The 16,645-nt window shown below is 65.2% G+C and carries 11 protein-coding genes; 8 read left to right on the forward strand and 3 right to left on the reverse strand.

Going from position 1 to position 16,645, the window contains the following annotated elements:
* Nucleotides 1-9 precede the first annotated feature (9 nt).
* On the forward strand, nucleotides 10-417 hold the full coding sequence (msrB, locus tag A9D13_RS11925; protein WP_066773752.1) for a peptide-methionine (R)-S-oxide reductase MsrB: 408 nt from the start codon (nucleotides 10-12) through the stop codon (nucleotides 415-417).
* Nucleotides 418-622: 205 nt separating this feature from the next.
* Complete coding sequence (locus A9D13_RS11930; RefSeq protein WP_082922318.1) at nucleotides 623-2,971, forward strand: transglycosylase domain-containing protein; 2,349 nt, start codon at nucleotides 623-625, stop codon at nucleotides 2,969-2,971.
* A gap of 97 nt (nucleotides 2,972-3,068) precedes the next feature.
* On the opposite strand, the gene A9D13_RS11935 is transcribed toward A9D13_RS11930, so the two are convergent.
* The 3 genes from A9D13_RS11935 to hflK all read right to left on the reverse strand — a co-directional run bounded on the left by A9D13_RS11935 (nucleotide 3,069) and on the right by hflK (nucleotide 6,796).
* Nucleotides 3,069-4,628 (reverse strand): Do family serine endopeptidase, encoded by a 1,560-nt coding sequence (locus A9D13_RS11935; RefSeq protein WP_082922319.1) that lies wholly within the window; start codon nucleotides 4,626-4,628, stop codon nucleotides 3,069-3,071.
* A gap of 198 nt (nucleotides 4,629-4,826) precedes the next feature.
* Entirely contained in the window at nucleotides 4,827-5,672 is an 846-nt protein-coding gene (gene hflC, locus A9D13_RS11940) for a protease modulator HflC (RefSeq protein ID WP_066773754.1), read from the reverse strand.
* Nucleotides 5,672-6,796 (reverse strand): protease modulator HflK, encoded by a 1,125-nt coding sequence (gene hflK / locus A9D13_RS11945; protein WP_066773756.1) that lies wholly within the window; start codon nucleotides 6,794-6,796, stop codon nucleotides 5,672-5,674. The genes hflC and hflK overlap by 1 nt, the downstream gene beginning before the upstream one ends.
* Nucleotides 6,797-7,207: 411 nt before the next feature.
* Between hflK and A9D13_RS11950 the strand changes: the two genes are divergently transcribed.
* The 6 genes from A9D13_RS11950 to lon all read left to right on the forward strand — a co-directional run bounded on the left by A9D13_RS11950 (nucleotide 7,208) and on the right by lon (nucleotide 16,543).
* Nucleotides 7,208-7,987 carry an Mrp/NBP35 family ATP-binding protein gene (locus tag A9D13_RS11950; protein WP_229665279.1) on the forward strand — a complete coding sequence of 260 codons (780 nt, stop codon included), beginning with the start codon at nucleotides 7,208-7,210 and terminating at the stop codon, nucleotides 7,985-7,987.
* Nucleotides 7,984-10,503: a molybdopterin cofactor-binding domain-containing protein gene (locus A9D13_RS11955; RefSeq protein WP_066773759.1), complete on the forward strand. Its 2,520-nt coding sequence runs from the start codon at nucleotides 7,984-7,986 to the stop codon at nucleotides 10,501-10,503. Before A9D13_RS11950 ends, A9D13_RS11955 begins: the two co-directional genes overlap by 4 nt.
* 25 nt (nucleotides 10,504-10,528) lie before the next feature.
* Nucleotides 10,529-11,566 carry a ferrochelatase gene (gene hemH, locus A9D13_RS11960; RefSeq protein WP_066773760.1) on the forward strand — a complete coding sequence of 346 codons (1,038 nt, stop codon included), beginning with the start codon at nucleotides 10,529-10,531 and terminating at the stop codon, nucleotides 11,564-11,566.
* A gap of 70 nt (nucleotides 11,567-11,636) precedes the next feature.
* Complete coding sequence (locus A9D13_RS11965; protein ID WP_066773762.1) at nucleotides 11,637-13,487, forward strand: DNA polymerase III subunit gamma/tau; 1,851 nt, start codon at nucleotides 11,637-11,639, stop codon at nucleotides 13,485-13,487.
* A 10-nt stretch (nucleotides 13,488-13,497) separates the two neighbouring features.
* Nucleotides 13,498-13,842 (forward strand): YbaB/EbfC family nucleoid-associated protein, encoded by a 345-nt coding sequence (locus A9D13_RS11970; protein ID WP_066773764.1) that lies wholly within the window; start codon nucleotides 13,498-13,500, stop codon nucleotides 13,840-13,842.
* 298 nt (nucleotides 13,843-14,140) lie between these two features.
* Nucleotides 14,141-16,543 carry an endopeptidase La gene (gene lon, locus A9D13_RS11975; protein ID WP_066773766.1) on the forward strand — a complete coding sequence of 801 codons (2,403 nt, stop codon included), beginning with the start codon at nucleotides 14,141-14,143 and terminating at the stop codon, nucleotides 16,541-16,543.
* Nucleotides 16,544-16,645 lie beyond the last annotated feature (102 nt).

A 16,645-nucleotide genomic window follows, 5' to 3' on the forward strand; every position in this document is an offset into this window, starting at 1 on the left:
AGGAAGCTCATGGCCGAGACCGAGAAGAAGGACCTGTCCGAACGCGAATGGCGCGACCGGCTCACCCCCGAACAATATCACGTGCTGCGCGAAGGCGGCACCGAGCGGGCCTTTGCCGGCGCGCTTTACCATTGCGAGGAGGATGGCCTCTACCGCTGCGCGGGCTGCGACACGCCGCTTTTCACCTCTGACACGAAGTATGAAAGCGGATCGGGCTGGCCCAGCTTTTTCCAGCCGGTGAGCGAGGGCGCGGTGCGCGAGATCCGCGATACCAGCCATGGCATGATCCGTACCGAGGTGCGCTGCGCATCGTGCGACGGTCATCTGGGCCATGTCTTCCCCGATGGCCCCGCGCCGACGGGCCTGCGCTATTGCATGAACAGCGTGGCGCTGCATTTCGACCCCGAAAAGGGCTGAGCCAAGCCGCGATAAGCCTGCGAAAAGCGGAGGATGAGCCGCATCCTGCGCTTGCCGCCCGGCTGCCTGCTCTCCATGTTCGTTCAGCATGGGTTTGGTTCCTTCCTGTCATCACGGCCCGATCATGGACCGGACGGGGCGCGTCATGGGCGCGCGCCGGGGTGAAGCTCAGGCTCATGGGGACCGACAGAATGACGGGTAGGTAATGGCCAGAAACGGCAAGCGGCGTTCATCGCGGCGCACATCGAGTGAAACACCGAAGCGTAGCTGGGTGCTGCGCATCTTCCTCTGGCTGATCGGGCTGGGCATCGTCGCGGCGCTGGGGCTGGTGCTGGCGGTGTTCATCACCATGCGTTCGCTGCCCAGCTATTCCACGCTCAAGGCTTCCGAACATGCGCAGATGATCGTCGTGCGTGCCCGCGACGGGCGCGAACTGGTGTCCATCGGGCCGAGCTATGGCGAATGGCTGGATCAGAACCAGATTCCGCAGACCATGAAGAACGCGATGGTAGCGGTGGAGGATCGCCGTTTCTATTCGCATCCCGGCGTCGATCCGCTGGGTCTGATGCGGGCGGTTTATGTCTGGGCGACGGGCGGCAACCGGCTGCAGGCGACCTCGACCATCACGCAGCAGCTCGCCCGCAATCTCTTCCTCAATAATTCGCGCACCTTCGACCGTAAGGCACGCGAGGCGCTGCTGGCGCTGGCGCTGGAACAGAAATTCTCGAAGGACCAGATCCTCGAGCTTTATCTCAACAAGGTCTATTTCGGCGGCGGTGCCTATGGCATCGATTCGGCCAGCCGCCTGTTCTTTTCCCACCCCGCGACCGAGTTGAAACCGGCAGAGGCGGCGATCATCGCCGGGCTGGTCAAGGCGCCGTCCCGCTATTCCCCCACGGCCGATGCCGATGCGGCGGTGGCGCGCGCTTCCATCGTGCTGCGGCTGATGGAGCAGCAGGGATATATCACCGCATCCGAGGCATCGGGTATCGACGTCTCGACCGTGAAGCTGAAGGAAAGCCACGGGCAGAACTCGGTCCGCTATTTTACCGACTGGGTCCTGCCGCAGCTCGATTTCCTCGCGCCTGACAGTTTCGAACCGCTTGAGGTGTGGACCACGCTGGACATCGGCATGCAGCGCGCCGCCACGGCATCGGTACAGGCCAATGCGCCCAAGGGGGCGCAGGGCGCGCTGGTCAGCGTCGACCGCGACGGGGCCGTGCTCGCCATGGTGGGCGGCACCGATTACGTGAAGAGCAATTACAACCGTGCAACACAGGCGCAGCGCCAGCCGGGTTCGGCATGGAAGCTGTTCGTCTATCTCGCCGCGCTGGAGGCGGGATACACGCCCGACACCCCCGTCTATGACCGGCAGGTAACGATCGATGGCTGGACACCGCGCAATTCGGGAAACAGCTATGCGGGCGAAATCGACGTGCGCACCGCCTTTGCCTATTCGAAGAACACGGTCGCGGCGCAGCTGGGCGAATCCGTGGGTTTCGGCACGGTCGCCAGCATGGCGCGCCGGTTCGGCATCACCAGCCCGATCAGCACCTATCCATCAATGGTGCTGGGCGCATCGGAAGTGCGCCTGATCGACATGACAGGGGCTTTTGCCGCGGTATCGGCAGAGGGACGTTCGGTCACGCCATATGGCATCACGCGCGTCACAACGGCGGATGGCGAGCTTTTGTATGAGCATAAGAAGGAGCGTCAGGACCAGCTGGTCGCCCCTTATGTCGCGGCGGAGATGACGGACCTTTTGCAGACCGCGGTCGCCACCGGCACGGGCCGCGCGGCGCAGATCGGGCGTCCCGCAGCGGGCAAGACCGGGACCACCAGTTCGAACAAGGACGGCTGGTTCATGGGCTTTTCCAGCGGCATCACCACTGGGGTGTGGATGGGGCGTGACGACAGCAAGCGGGTCGCAGGCCTGGCCGGCGGTTCGGCCCCGGCGCGGGCCTGGGCCGCTTATATGAAGGTCGCCACCGCGAAACGCCCGGTAGAGGAATTCACGACCGAACTGACCCTGCCCGAATGGCAGCTTGAGCCCGATGACGAGGCATGGTTCGGCGCAGGTGGCGGGCAGGACTATTACTTCTTCGACGAAGAAGGCAATCCGATCGACCCCTATGGCCGTGATTATCAGGCCCCGCCCGATGATGGCGCGCGGCCTGGAGACGGTTACGGCTATGGCGACGGCTATGGCGCCGATGGCTATCGCGACGGCTATTACCGCGACCAGTACGGCGACCCCCGGCAGCAGCGGCAGCAGGACGAGCCGCGCGGCATCGATCAGGATTTCCTCGACCGCGCGACGGGGGCCACGCCCGATGGGCAGGCTCAGCAGTTGCGGCGCGACACGCCGCCGTCGCAGCAGGGCAGCAGGCAAGGTGCCGGCTATGGCCGCACACCCACGCCGCGCACCGGCGCGCCGGTCAGGGTCGATCCCGCCTATGCCCCCGTGCCATCGCGGGTCCAGCCCCGGCGGATAGAGGAGCAGTACCAGGATTCATCAGGGGTCAAGGTCGTCGAGATTCCAAACGGGACCTGAGCTGCGGCAAAGGCTCATGAGAAAAGGGCCGCTTCCCCCCATCGGGAAGCGGCCCTTTCTTTTGCCCTTGGCATGACCCGAAGCGGGCCCGCCGCGATCAGCGATTGATGCGGATCGGCAAGTAAACCGCCGGACGGCCACGACGCTGGATGCGCAGCAGCACCGCCTCGCGGTCGTCATTGACGGCGCTGCGCAGCGCGCCTTCGAGATCGGCGACGGTGTTGAGGTCGCGATAGTTCGCCGACAGGATGATGTCGCCCCGCGACAGACCCTTCTGACCCGCATCGGAACTGGCATTGACCGCCGCGATGACAAGACCCTGCATGTCGGAACCGACGCCAAGCTGGCGGCGGATCTCCGGAGTCAGCGGAATGGCGGAAACGCCCAGCGTGTCGGCGATATAGCTCTGCGTATCATCGTCGCTCGGCGCGCTCAGCGCGTCGCCGTCCTCGTCGTCCGAATTGAAGCTGTTCGCCAGCTCGTCTTCCGAAGGACGCAGGCCGATGGTCGCGGTCAGCGTCATGCGCTTGCCATTGCGGATCACCTCGATCGGAACGCGTGTGCCCGGCTCGATGTTGGCGACCACGAAGCTCAGCGTCTGGTCGGGGGTGATGTCCTTGCCGCCGATCTTCATGACGACGTCGCCCGGCTTCAGCCCGGCCTTGTCCGCCGCGCCATCAGGCACGACCGATTGCACGAATTCGCCGCGATTGCGGGCAATGCCCAGCGAAGAGGCGAGATCGTCGGTGACCGGGTTGATCTGGATGCCCAGATAGCCGCGCTTGATGCTTTCGCCCGCGATCAGCTTCCTGACGATCGGCTCTGCGGTTTCGGCCGGAATGGCAAAGCCGATGCCGACGCTGCCGCCAGTGGGCGAGAAGATGGCGTTGTTGATGCCGATGACATTGCCGTCCATGTCGAACATCGGGCCGCCCGAATTGCCGCGGTTGATGGCGGCATCGGTCTGCAGATAGCGGTCATAGGCGCCATTACTGCCGGTGTTGCGATAGACGGCGGAAATAATGCCGCTGGTCACCGTGCCGCCAAGCCCGAAGGGATTGCCGATGGCGATGATCCAGTCGCCCACGCGCGCGTCCTGGCTGTTGCCGAACTTCACGAAGGGAAACGGATCGCTGCCCTTGATCTTGAGCACGGCGAGGTCGGAAGCTGCGTCCTTGCCCACCAGATCGGCGTCATATTCCTTGCCATCGGGCATGGTGACGGTGATCGATTCCAGCTCGCCATTGCCCTCGGCGCTGATCACGTGGTTGTTCGTGACGATATAGCCGTCCGCGCTGACGATGAAGCCCGAACCCAGCGACTGCGCCTCACGCGTGGTGGGACGGCCGCTGCCCTGTCCGCCGAACAGCCCTTCGAACGGGGTGCCGGCAAAGGGGTTGTTCTGCTGCACCTGGATGCGCTGGCGGGTGGAGATATTGACCACCGCAGGCTGCAGCTGCGCGGTGAGATCGGCAAAGCTGGCCGGAGCGCCCGATCGGGGCACCATGCGGTTCATCTGGGCCTGATCGTTCTGGGCGACTTGCGCGCCGGCGGGAAAACCGGTGGCAAGAGAGACAGCAGCGCCGCCGAGAAGCAGCGCGGTGGTGACCGTATAGGCGTAGCGCAATTTGGGTGTCCTCTTGGAAATTTGCTTCATCACTTCGTGTCCTGGCGTTTGGCCAGTTCCCCGCAGCCATCCATGTGGGGATGCGCGGTGAATTTTCCAGCAAGTGAATCGGCTAGGAAGATCATCGCCTCCCATTCATACCCCTTGGCCTGAACACGGTTTGAATAACCCCGGATCCGGCGCGTTCGGGAAGGAAATGCCCGACAACGCCGGTCCGGAGCCGCCGATTCAGTTCTGGCCCTGGAACTGGCGCAGATATTCATTGTCGGGCGACAGGATGATCGAGCTTTCGCTGTCATCGCTGTTGAACACCGTGTTGTAGCTCTGCATGGCCCGGTAGAAATCGTAGAATTCCGGGTCCTGGTTGAAAGCGTCGGCATAGGTCTTGGCCGCGGTCGCCTGCGCTTCGCCGCGAATGATCTGTGCCTGCTTCGACCCTTGCGCGCGGATCGTGTCCGATTCCTGCTTACGCGCGGTTTCCATGCGGGTGAACGCCGTCTCCAGCGGACGGCCCGCGGGAAGATCGGCGCGCTTGATGCGAACGTCGATGACCTGCGCGCCATATTCGCGTGCCTGCTTGTCGAGGCCCTCGCGGATTTCGTCCATCGCCGCGCTGCGTTCCGCCGTCAGCAATGCCTGAAAACTGCGGGTGCCGAGACGCTGGCGCAGAACCGAGTTCAGGATCGGCTGCAGCTGTTCGGCCACGCGCTCGGTCGAGCCGGCGGTCTTTACCATCAGCACGGGGTCGATGATGCGGAAGCGCGCATAGGCGTCCACCTCAAGGCGGCGCTGGTCGCGGCTCAGCACTTCCTGCCGCTGCATGTCGACATCGAGCACCTGCCGCGAGACCCAGACCACCCGTTCAAGAACGGGGATGCGGAACACCACGCCCGCGCCGGTCTGGCCGAAATCGCTGTTCGGCTGAAAGCGGTTAGCGACGCGGTCGGGTTCGCCCGCCCGCACGATAACCGCCTGCATGGTTTCAGGCACCACGATGAATGACGAAAGCGCGGCGGCCACGGCCACCGCAGCGGCCACGATCCATACTTTCCAGCGTTCCCAGATCGCTTCCATCACTGGTCTCCCCCGTTGGCACTGGTGCTGGCGCGCGATGAGCGGCGCGCTTCGGGCAGCGGGAGATAGGGGACGACGCCATCGGCCTCGACCACGGTCTTGTCGGTGCGGCTCAGCACGCTCTCCATCGTTTCGTAATACATGCGGCGACGCGTCACTTCGGGCGCCATGCGGTATTCTTCATAGACCTGGTTGAATTCCGAAGCCTCACCCTCGGCGCGCGCGGTGACCTGTTCGGCCCATGCGCGGGCGCGGTTGATGTCGGATTGCGCGTCCTGCTGGGCTGCCAGCACTTCACGGAAGGCGTCGATCACGCGGGTCGGCGGATCGGCCTTCTTGATCTCGACACCCTGGATGCGGATGCCCGAGCGATAGGCATCGAGCAGCGCCTGCATGTTCGAGGCGACACTCTGCTCGATCTCGGCGCGGCCCGAACCCGACAGCGCCTCGTCCAGGGTCACTTCGGCAACGGCTGCGCGCATCGATGCCTCGGCCACTTCCTTTACGGTCTCGTCGGGCTCTGCCAGCTGAAAGGCGTAAAGCTTCAGGTCGTCGATGTTCCAGCGGATGAGATAGCTGAGGTCGACCAGGTTCTGGTCGCCCGTAAGCATCAGTTTTTCGCCTTCGCCCTCGGGGATGGTGTCGCGGCGGATGGAGGTCACGTCCTCCTTCCTCACTTGCTGGATCGGCCAGGGCAGGGTCATCGAAACACCCGAGGTCAGCGTCCTGTCATATTTGCCAAAGGTGGTGACGACCGCCTCTTCCTTGGGGTCGACCATGTGGAAGCTGCTGGAAAGAATCCAGAAAGCAATGATCGCGACGACGACCAGCGGCACCCAGCTTTTCCCGCCCGGCGCCTGCGGCATCTTCGGAAAGCCGCCGCCACCGCCCGATCCGCCGGGGCGTCCGGGGCGGCGACCGAAAAGATCCTCGATATTGGGGGCGCGGCGGCCACCTGCCTCATCGCCCGATCCTTCGGGAAGCCACGGATTCTTTGGCTTGGTCCCGGGGCGCGGCTTGTCGCCAGTGTCGGCGCGCGGCTCGTCGCCGCCGGCAGCGCCGCCTTCGTTCCCGGAATCCTCGCCCGTGCCGCCGGAACCACCCCATGGGTTGCGTCCGGCCATTGCCAGTATCATGTCCTTTAAGGACCCGCCCTTGCTATTCATGCCTCTCTTATAGGCACGCACTGCGATAAAAACAGGGGCAGTCACGAAATCTCACAGTTTGCGTTTACCGGCAAAGGCGATGACCGGTCGCAAAACGGGCGATGAAAAGCGTTTTGCCCCGTTGGCAGGCGGGCTGCAAAATGCGAGTGGGCTTGCATGACGAATGCCGCAGACAAGAGCGAAGAGAATGCAATCCGCGCAAAGCTGGCCCCGATTGCGGGCGACCGGCTGGCGGGATTGCGGATAGCGGGCGGCACGGTCACGATCGTTCTCGAAACCGGCGGGATGGATGAAACCGCGCGCGGCGCTCTGGAAGCGAAGGTGCGCGGCGCGCTGGCATCCACGGGCGCGCAATTACGGATCGCGCATATGGCGGAACGCGCTGGAAGCGCCCCGGCCAAGGGCCCGCGGCTGATCGCGGTGGGATCGGGCAAGGGCGGCGTGGGCAAATCGACGCTCTCGGCTAATCTCGCGGTCGCGCTGGCGCGCAAGGGGCGCAAGGTCGGGCTGGTCGACGCCGATATCTACGGCCCCTCGCAGCCGCGCCTGCTGAAAGCGGAAGATCTGAAGCCGCAGGCGAAAGACAAGCAGATGATCCCGGTCACCACGCCTTATGGCGTGAAACTGCTGTCGATGGGCATGCTGGTCGAACCGGACAAGGCGATCGCATGGCGCGGGCCCATGGCGGCGGGCGCATTGACGCAGCTGATCGAGGGGGACTGGGGCGATATCGACGATCTCGTCATCGACCTGCCACCGGGCACCGGCGACGTGCAGCTTACGATGATCCAGAAATTCAAGCCCGCTGGCGCTTTGATCGTCTCAACCCCGCAGGACCTGGCGCTGATGGATGCGACCCGCGCGGTGCGCTTTTTCGAAAAGGCCGAGGTGCCGGTCATCGGCGTGGTCGAGAACATGGCGGGCTATGTCTGCCCCCATTGCGGCGAGGCGAGCGATCCCTTCGGCTCCGGCGGGGCAGAGGCCGAGGCGAAGCGGCTGGGCTATCCGTTTCTGGGGCGCATACCGCTTGCCATCGACATTCGCACCGCCAGCGATGCGGGCACGCCGCCTGCCGCGGGCGAAGGGCCGATCGCCGATGCATTCGCACAGCTTGCCGATGCGCTGGTTGAAAGGGAGGCGCTCGCGTGAGCGAGAAGCCCGCGCCCCCTTCCACACAGGGCACCTCTCAACCGGCCACGGCGAAGGGGGCAAAGCCATCGGGGCTGACGCGGCGCAAGCTGCTGATCGGCGCAGCGGCGGGCGGCGGGATCATCGCCGCATGGATGTTGATGCCGCGCGACTATCCGGTGCCCCTGTCTGCTGGAGAGGGTGAACGCGCCTTCAACGCATGGCTCAAGGTCGGGCGCGACGGGGTGGTGACCGTGGCTGTGCCGACGCTGGAAATGGGGCAGGGGTCGACGACGCTGTTCCCGCGCATCGCGGCGCAGGAGCTGGGCGCCGACTGGCGGCAGGTCGCGGTGGAGCCTGCCGCGGTCAGCGCCGCCTATGCCGATCCGGTGCTGTCGGCATGGTGGTCGGGGCTGTGGTCGTCGAATTTTCTCGGCACGGCGGATGATCCGGGCGATTACCTTGTCAAACGCCATGCTGAGACCGAGCGGTTGATGGCCAGCGCCGAGGGCACCGGCATCGCCGCCTATGAACGCCAGATCCGCGAAGCGGCGGCATCGGTTCGGATGATGCTGGCCGAGGCTGCAGCCAATCGCTGGGACGTCGATGCCGAGGAGGTCGAGGTCGAGAACGGCTTTGTCCGCCATGGCGACAACGAGGCACGCTTCGGCGAGCTGGCGGACGAGGCGGCGCTGCTGTCACCGCCCGATCCCGCGCCGCTGCGGCCCGATCCGCAGACCGACCTGATGCCCGAACTGACCGGCAGCTCCTCCTTTGGCGAGGCGGCGCGCTTCCCGCGCCTCGACGCGCCCTCGAAGGTCGATGGCAGCTACCCCTTTGCCGGGGACATCCGCATTCCCGGCATGGTGTTCGCGGCGATCGCGCATGGTCCGATGGCGAGTTCCACGCTTGACGGGTTCGATCCCGAACCGGGACGCCGCGTGTCCGGCTATCTGGGCCGGGTTGAGGGCGAGGGCCCTGCAGGCGGGGGCTGGCTCGCCTGCGTCGGCACCAATCATTTCGCCGCCGCAAAGGCGCTGGCCGCGATGAAGCCCAGATTCGCGCCGGGCCGGGAACTGCCCGACGATGCACGGATCGAGGGTGCGCTGGACGAGGCGCTGGCCAATGGCACGCCCGAAATCCTGTTCAGCGCGGGCGATCCCGATCCGGCGCTTTCGGGGCAGGGCGTCAGCGCCGCTGAATATAGCTTCGCCCCCCAATTCCACGGCGCGATCGAGACCGCGACCGCCACCGCACGCTATCAGGATGGGCGCCTTTCCGTGTGGATCGCGACGCAGGCACCCGAGGCCGCGCGCCGCGCCGCTGCCGAAGCGATCGGCATCAACGAGGCTGATGCCGTGCTCCTGCCTGTGGGCGCGGGCGGCAGTTTTGATGCCCGCCTCGACATTCGCATCGCGCGTGAGGTCGCATCCATCGCTTACGCCGTCGGTCGCCCCGTGCAGCTGACCTATTCGCGTGAGCAGGAGCATTTGCGCGAATTGCCGCTGCCGCCTGCCCGGATCAGCTGCCGCGCCATTGCCGGGCCGCAGGGCACCATCCGCGCATGGACCAGCCGCATCGCCGCGCCGCCTGCCGCGCGCCAGCTGCACGAACGGCTGCGCAGCAAGGCTTCGGCGGAAGCGGCGATGGATGCGGCAGAGGGGTTGGTCGATCCGGCGAACCTGCTGGCGATGCGCCCGCCCTATGCCATTCCCGACATGCGGCTGGAGGCGGTGAGCGCCAATGTCGGCGTGCCGGTGGGGCGCCTGCGCGGCAATGGCGACATCCATTCCTGCTTTGCCGCCGAAAGCTTCATGGACGAACTGGCGCGGGCAAACGGGGCCGAACCGCTGTCTTTCCGTATCGCCATGCTGGGAAACAATGCCCGCCTGTTCGAATGCCTGCAGGGCGTAGCGCAGATCGCGGGCTGGGATGGCGGCACGGATGGCAGCAATGAAGGGCTCGCCTGTTGGCAGATGGCCGATCCCGCCGGGCGCGAGCAGGCCGGTGGACGCATCGCGGTCATCGCCAATGCGCGGTTGGGCGAGGGCGGGATCGAGGTCACCAATCTTGCCGCTTTCTGCGACATCGGGCGGATCGTCGATTATGACCTCGCGCTCCAGCAGGTCGAGGGCGGGCTGCTTTATGGCATGGCCCTCGCTCTGGGCATGGGGGCGAGCTATGACGGCGGTACACCGCGCGAAAAGACGCTGGGCGCATTGAACCTGCCGCGTCTGGGGCAGATGCCGGAGATCAGCGTCGGCTTTGCGCAGAACGACGCGCCGCCCTTCGATCCGGGGGAGATCGGCGTGGTCGCGGTCGCGCCTGCCATCGCCAATGCCCTGCGCGCGGCCACCGGGCGGCGTTTCCGTGCCGTGCCGCTGCGCGCCGTGGATGGCGCCGGCGGCGGCGAGGCCGGGACCGATGGCGCGCAGGACGCAGCCAGCCAGATTACCGATGAAGAAGCCGCGCCCGATGCAGGCCCTCCGCCCGATGACGGTCCGCAGGTCTTGCCCGATGGCAGCATAGCCCAGTGACGAGGCCAATGATGAGGGTCGAAAAATGAAGACGAGCCGCTTTACCCCCATGGACCGCCCCGCCGATCACCCCGCCGCCCCGGTGGGAAGGGCCGCGGTGCTGATCACCAATCTCGGCACGCCCGACGCGGCGGAAAAGGGCGCGGTGAAGCGCTATCTGGCCGAATTCCTGTCGGACCGGCGCGTGGTCGAAATCCCGCCCATTGCATGGCAGCCGATCCTGCGCGGCATCATCCTCAACACGCGGCCCGCCAAATCGGCGCATGCCTATGCGCAGGTATGGACCGAGGACGGATCGCCACTGGCCGCCATCACCCGCCGACAGGCCGAGGCTTTGCAGGCGCGGCTGGGTGAAAGCGTCAAGGTCGACTGGGCCATGCGCTATGGCAATCCTGCGATCGGCGAAAAGGTGCAGGCTCTGAAGGACGCGGGCTATGACCGCATCCTGTTCGCGCCGCTCTATCCGCAATATTCTGGCGCGACGACGGCGACGGCGGTCGACAGGCTGGGCGATGCGCTGGCGAAAATGCGCTGGCAGCCCGCGATCCGCACGCTGCCGCCCTATCACGATGATCCCGCCTATATCGAGGCATTGGCGGCCGATGTCCGCCGGCAGATTGCCTCGCTTGGCTGGGAGCCGGAAGTGCTGCTGCTGTCCTATCACGGCATGCCCGAACGCACGCTGCACCTGGGCGATCCCTATCATTGCCAGTGCCGCAAGACGTCGCGCCTGGTGGCCGATCTGTTGGGCAAAACCCACCCCGGCATGCGGGTCGAGGTCAGCTTCCAGTCGCGCTTTGGCCGCGCCAAATGGCTGGAGCCTGCCACCGATCAGGTGCTGGAGAGCGAAGCGAAAGCAGGCGTGAAGCGCCTTGCCGTGGTCGCGCCGGGGTTCTCCGCCGATTGCCTTGAGACGCTGGAGGAGCTGGCCATGCAAGGGCGCGACCAGTTCACGGGCGCGGGCGGCGAGAAATTCGCGGCGCTTGCCTGCCTTAATGACAGCGAGCCGGGGATGGACATGCTGGAAACCCTGGTCCGGCGCGAGCTGATGGGCTGGGCGTGAAAGTCATCTCCCACAGCCAATTGGCCTAACGGCTTCGACATTCCGGCCAAGCGCACCTAGATTGGATTCCATGGGCGATTCACCCGATATTTTTGGCGCTGAACCGGAAGGTGAGAGCGAGGCGCAGCCGACCGCTGCGGAACTGGAAGCGGCCGGGCAGAACGCCCTTTTCGGCGGGCCCCCTGTCGATCAAAAGGTTCCGGATGAACCACCGGCAGCGCCCATCGAACCCGCAGCCCAGCCTGCCGCATCGGCTCAGCCCGGAACGGCGGCGCAACCCTATCGCGTGCTGGCGCGCAAGTACCGCCCGCAGACATTCGGCCAGCTGATCGGGCAGGACGCGATGGTCCAGACATTGGCCAATGCGATCAAGCGCGACCGGCTGGCCCATGCCTTCCTGATGACCGGCGTGCGCGGGGTGGGCAAGACTTCCACCGCGCGCCTGATCGCCAAGGCGCTCAATTGCGTCGGCCCCGATGGACAGGGCGGCCCCACCATCGACCCGTGCGGGGTTTGCGAACCGTGCCGCGCCATTGCCGAGGGGCGCCATATCGACGTGATCGAGATGGACGCCGCCAGCCATACCGGCGTCGACGATGTGCGCGAGATTATCGAGGCGGTAAGATATGCCGCCGTCTCCGCGCGATATAAAATCTACATCATCGACGAAGTTCACATGCTCAGCCGCAATGCGTTCAACGCTTTGCTGAAAACGCTGGAAGAGCCGCCAGCGCATGTGAAATTCCTCTTCGCCACGACCGAGGTCGACAAGCTGCCCGTGACCGTGCTGTCGCGTTGCCAGCGTTTCGACCTGCGCCGTATCACCTCGCCCATGCTGAAGGCGCATTTCGGCTGGGTTTGCGGGGAAGAGCATGTCGAGGCGGAGGACGAGGCGCTTTCGATGGTCGCCGATGCGGCGGAAGGGTCAGTCCGCGACGGTCTGTCGATCCTCGATCAGGCCATCGCCCATGCCGACATGGCGAGCGAGGGCGACGGCACCACCGTCACCGCCGCGCAGGTGCGCGAAATGCTCGGCCTTGCCGACAAGGGCGTGCAGCGCCGCCTGCTGACCGCGATCCTTTCGGGTGACGGGCCGGACATGCTTTCCGTGATCGACGAACAATATGCGCTGGGGGTCGAGCCTTTGGCGCTGATCCGCGCGCAGATGGACCTCGTCCACCGCATCACCCTGTTCCAGCTGGGCAGCCGGGGCGGAAAGGGTTCGGAGCCTGACGCGCCCACCGCCGAAGAGCGCGAAGCCATTGCGAACTGGGCCGAGAAGCTGAAGCCCGCGCAGCTCCACCGCTTGTGGCAGCTATTGCTGAAGGGCCATGACGAGGTGCGCACCGCGCCCGATCCTCTGGTCGCGGTGCAGATGGCGCTGCTGCGCGTGATGCATGCCGCCGATATGCCCGATCCCGGCGCGCTGGTGCGCCGCATGGAGGAAATAGCCTCCCGCCCCGCCGCTGCCGCGCCTGTCACCGAGGGCAGCGCGCCCGCCGCGCCCGCGCCCGCCGCGAAAATCGACTGGGAAGATCTGGTCGAGAGTGTCGAGAATGCGGGAGCCTTGCAGGTCGGGCAGATCATGCGCGACTGGGTGCGGGTGGTTGAACTGAAACCGGGCAAGCTCACCTATCAGGTGGTACCCGAATATAAGCTCGATCCCGGTAATGACCTGCGTGACGGCCTGATGCGCGCCACGGGCGAACGCTGGCAGATCGAGGAAGCGCCCGCCGATGAAGAGGCTCAGCCCTCTCTGGGCGAGGCGGCCAAGGCGCGGGCCGAGGCGGAGACGCGCTCGGTCAACGATTCACCGCTGGTGAAGGCGGCATTGGCCGCGTTCCCCGATGCGAAACTGCTCGAACACGGGCATATTGACGACAGCGGCGCCCCCGACGCGCGCCGCTATGGACACGGATAAGGATAGTCACATGAAATCCATGGAAGAAATGTTCCAGGCAGCCCAGGAAGCGGCGCAGAACATCCAGAAGCAGATGAACGAGGCGCAAGCGACGCTCGACGCGATCGAGGTCGAGGGCGTTTCGGGCGGCGGTCTCGTCAAGATCCGCTGCACGGCGAAGGGCCGCATCCTTGGCGTGTCGATCGACGATAGCCTTATGGTGCCCGACGACAAGCAGATGCTCGAAGACCTGATCACCGCGGCCTTCAACGATGCGCGCGCCCGTGCGGACCAGCGGGCCAACGAGGAAATGCAGAAGGTTCAGCAGGGCTCGGGCCTTCCCGCCGGTTTCGACCTGTCCAAGCTGGGCTTCTGATCGCCGATCGCGCCGGGCCCCGCCCTGAAAGGCGCAATTGCATCCGAATCGGGATTAGTGCGGCTGGGTGCTTGCGGGCGGTCCCGCGCGCCCCATATCTGGTGGGAACGACCCGCCTGTAACACATGCCCGGAAGCGCGGCTTGACGCCTTAACGGCATAAAAGGGTCGAAAACGGAGCCGACAGGCTCCCGCAGACGGGCGGGCAGGCATATAAGAGGCGGCAAGGTGATTTTCCTGGTCGCCAGCGGCAGGGGCCGAGTGCCGGGCCTCCGCTGCGCAAACGGACACAGTGACAAATGAACAGCTACCCGCTCCTCCCCTTGCGCGACATCGTCGTTTTCCCCGGCATGGTCGTGCCGCTCTTTGTCGGGCGCGAAAAATCCGTGGCCGCGCTGGAAGCGGCGATGAACGGCGACAAGGACATCATGCTGGTCGCCCAACTCGATCCGGGCTGCGACGATCCTTCGGCAGACGATCTGTATGACGTGGGCGTGATCGCCAGCGTGCTGCAGCTGTTGAAACTGCCCGACGGCACCGTCCGCGTGCTGGTCGAGGGGCAGGAGCGCGCCGCCGTGCGCGTGATCGAGACGACGGGGACCGCGGGCGGCGAAATGCTGGTCGCGGGCGTCGAGGAGATGGACGAGATCACCGCCAGCGGGACCGAGGTGTCGGCGCTGATGCGGCAGGTGCTCGAACAGTTCAACGACTATGCGAAGCTGAACAAGAAGCTGTCGGCCGATGCGGGCGACCAGCTGAACGAAATCGACGACGCTTCGCGCCTTGCCGATGCGGTCGCGGCCAATATCGCGGCCAAGGTTTCGGACAAGCAGGCGATGCTGACCGAGCGGGACCCTGTAAAGCGGCTCGAAATGTCGCTCTCCTTCATGGAAGGCGAACTGGGCGTGCTGCAGGTGGAGCGCCGCATTCGCGGCCGCGTGAAGCGGCAGATGGAAAAGACGCAGCGCGAATATTATCTCAACGAACAGCTGAAGGCGATCCAGTCCGAACTGGGCGGTGACGGCGAAGACGGCGACGAGCTGGCCGAACTCGCCGAGAAGATCGAGAAGACCAAGCTGTCCAAGGAAGCCAAGGCCAAGGCCACGGCGGAACTGAAGAAGCTGAAGTCGATGCAGCCGATGAGCGCCGAGGCGACCGTCATCCGCAATTATCTCGACGTGCTGCTGGGCCTGCCTTGGGGCAAGAAGTCGCGCCTGAAAAAGGACATTGGCGCCGCGCAGACCGTGCTCGATGCCGATCACTACGCGCTCGACAAGGTCAAGGACCGGATCATCGAATATCTGGCCGTGCAGGCGCGCACCAACAAGCTGAAGGGTCCGATCCTGTGCCTCGTCGGCCCTCCGGGCGTCGGCAAGACCTCGCTTGGCCGGTCGATCGCCAAGGCGACGGGCCGCGAATTCGTGCGCCAGTCGCTGGGCGGCGTGCGCGACGAGGCCGAGATCCGCGGCCACCGCCGCACCTATATCGGCTCGCTTCCTGGCAAGATCGTCACCAACCTCAAGAAGGCAGGGACCAGCAATCCGCTGTTCCTTCTGGATGAGATCGACAAGCTGGGCCAGGATTTCCGCGGCGATCCCGCTTCGGCTTTGCTCGAAGTGCTCGATCCCGAACAGAACGCCAAGTTCCAGGACCATTACCTTGAGATCGACTACGATCTTTCGGACATCATGTTCGTGTGCACCGCGAACAGCCTGAACCTGCCGCAGCCGCTGCTCGACCGCATGGAGATCATCCGGCTCGAGGGGTATACCGAGGACGAGAAGGTGGAGATCGCCGAACGTCACCTCGTCGAAAAGCAGGTCGAGCTGCACGGGCTGAAGAAGGGCGAATTCACGCTGACGCAGGAAGGCCTGCGCGACCTGATCCGTTACTATACCCGTGAGGCTGGCGTCCGCACGCTTGAACGTGAAATCGCGCGTCTGGCGCGGAAGAGCCTGCGTGAAATCCTTGAGGGCAAGACCGAGGCGGTCACGATCACGCCCGAAAACCTTGGCGACTATGCGGGCGTGCGCAAATTCCGCCATGGCGTTTCCGAAGAGGAGAACCAGGTCGGCGGCGTCACCGGACTTGCCTGGACCGAGGTTGGCGGCGAATTGCTGACGATCGAAAGCGTGACCGTGCCCGGCAAGGGCAATGTCCGCACTACCGGCAAGCTGGGCGAAGTCATGAACGAAAGTGTTCAGGCGGCCTTCTCCTTCGTGAAGGCGCGCGCTCCGCATTACGGGATCAAGCCCTCGATCTTCCGTCACAAGGATATCCATATCCACCTTCCCGAAGGCGCCGTGCCCAAGGACGGGCCGAGCGCGGGTATCGGCATGGTCACCTCCATTGTTTCGACGCTGACCGGCATTCCGGTGCGCGCCGATGTGGCGATGACCGGTGAGGTCACGCTGCGCGGCCGCGTGCTGGCGATTGGCGGGCTGAAGGAAAAGCTGCTCGCCGCGCTGCGCGGCGGCATCACCACCGTGCTCATCCCGGAAGAGAACAAGAAGGACCTTGTCGAGATTCCGGCGAATATCATCGAGCGGCTCGAGATCGTTCCGGTCGAGCATGTCGACCAGGTGCTGGCGCGCGCGCTGGCGGAACCTGTCATGCCGATCGAATGGAACGAGGAGGACGATCTGGCCAGCCAGCCCAATGTTCCGGCAGGCGGCGACAATGTCTCCCGCACCGCACACTAGGCTGGTCGCGAAGCGGTCACCCAGCTGTCAGTAATTGCCGGGCGGCGTGCCGAATCGCGCTGCCCGCATTGCCGCTCATTGCGCGGTCTCGCCACATCATAG

The sequence above is a fragment of the Croceicoccus mobilis genome (assembly GCF_001661965.1).
Lineage (GTDB): Bacteria > Pseudomonadota > Alphaproteobacteria > Sphingomonadales > Sphingomonadaceae > Croceicoccus > Croceicoccus mobilis.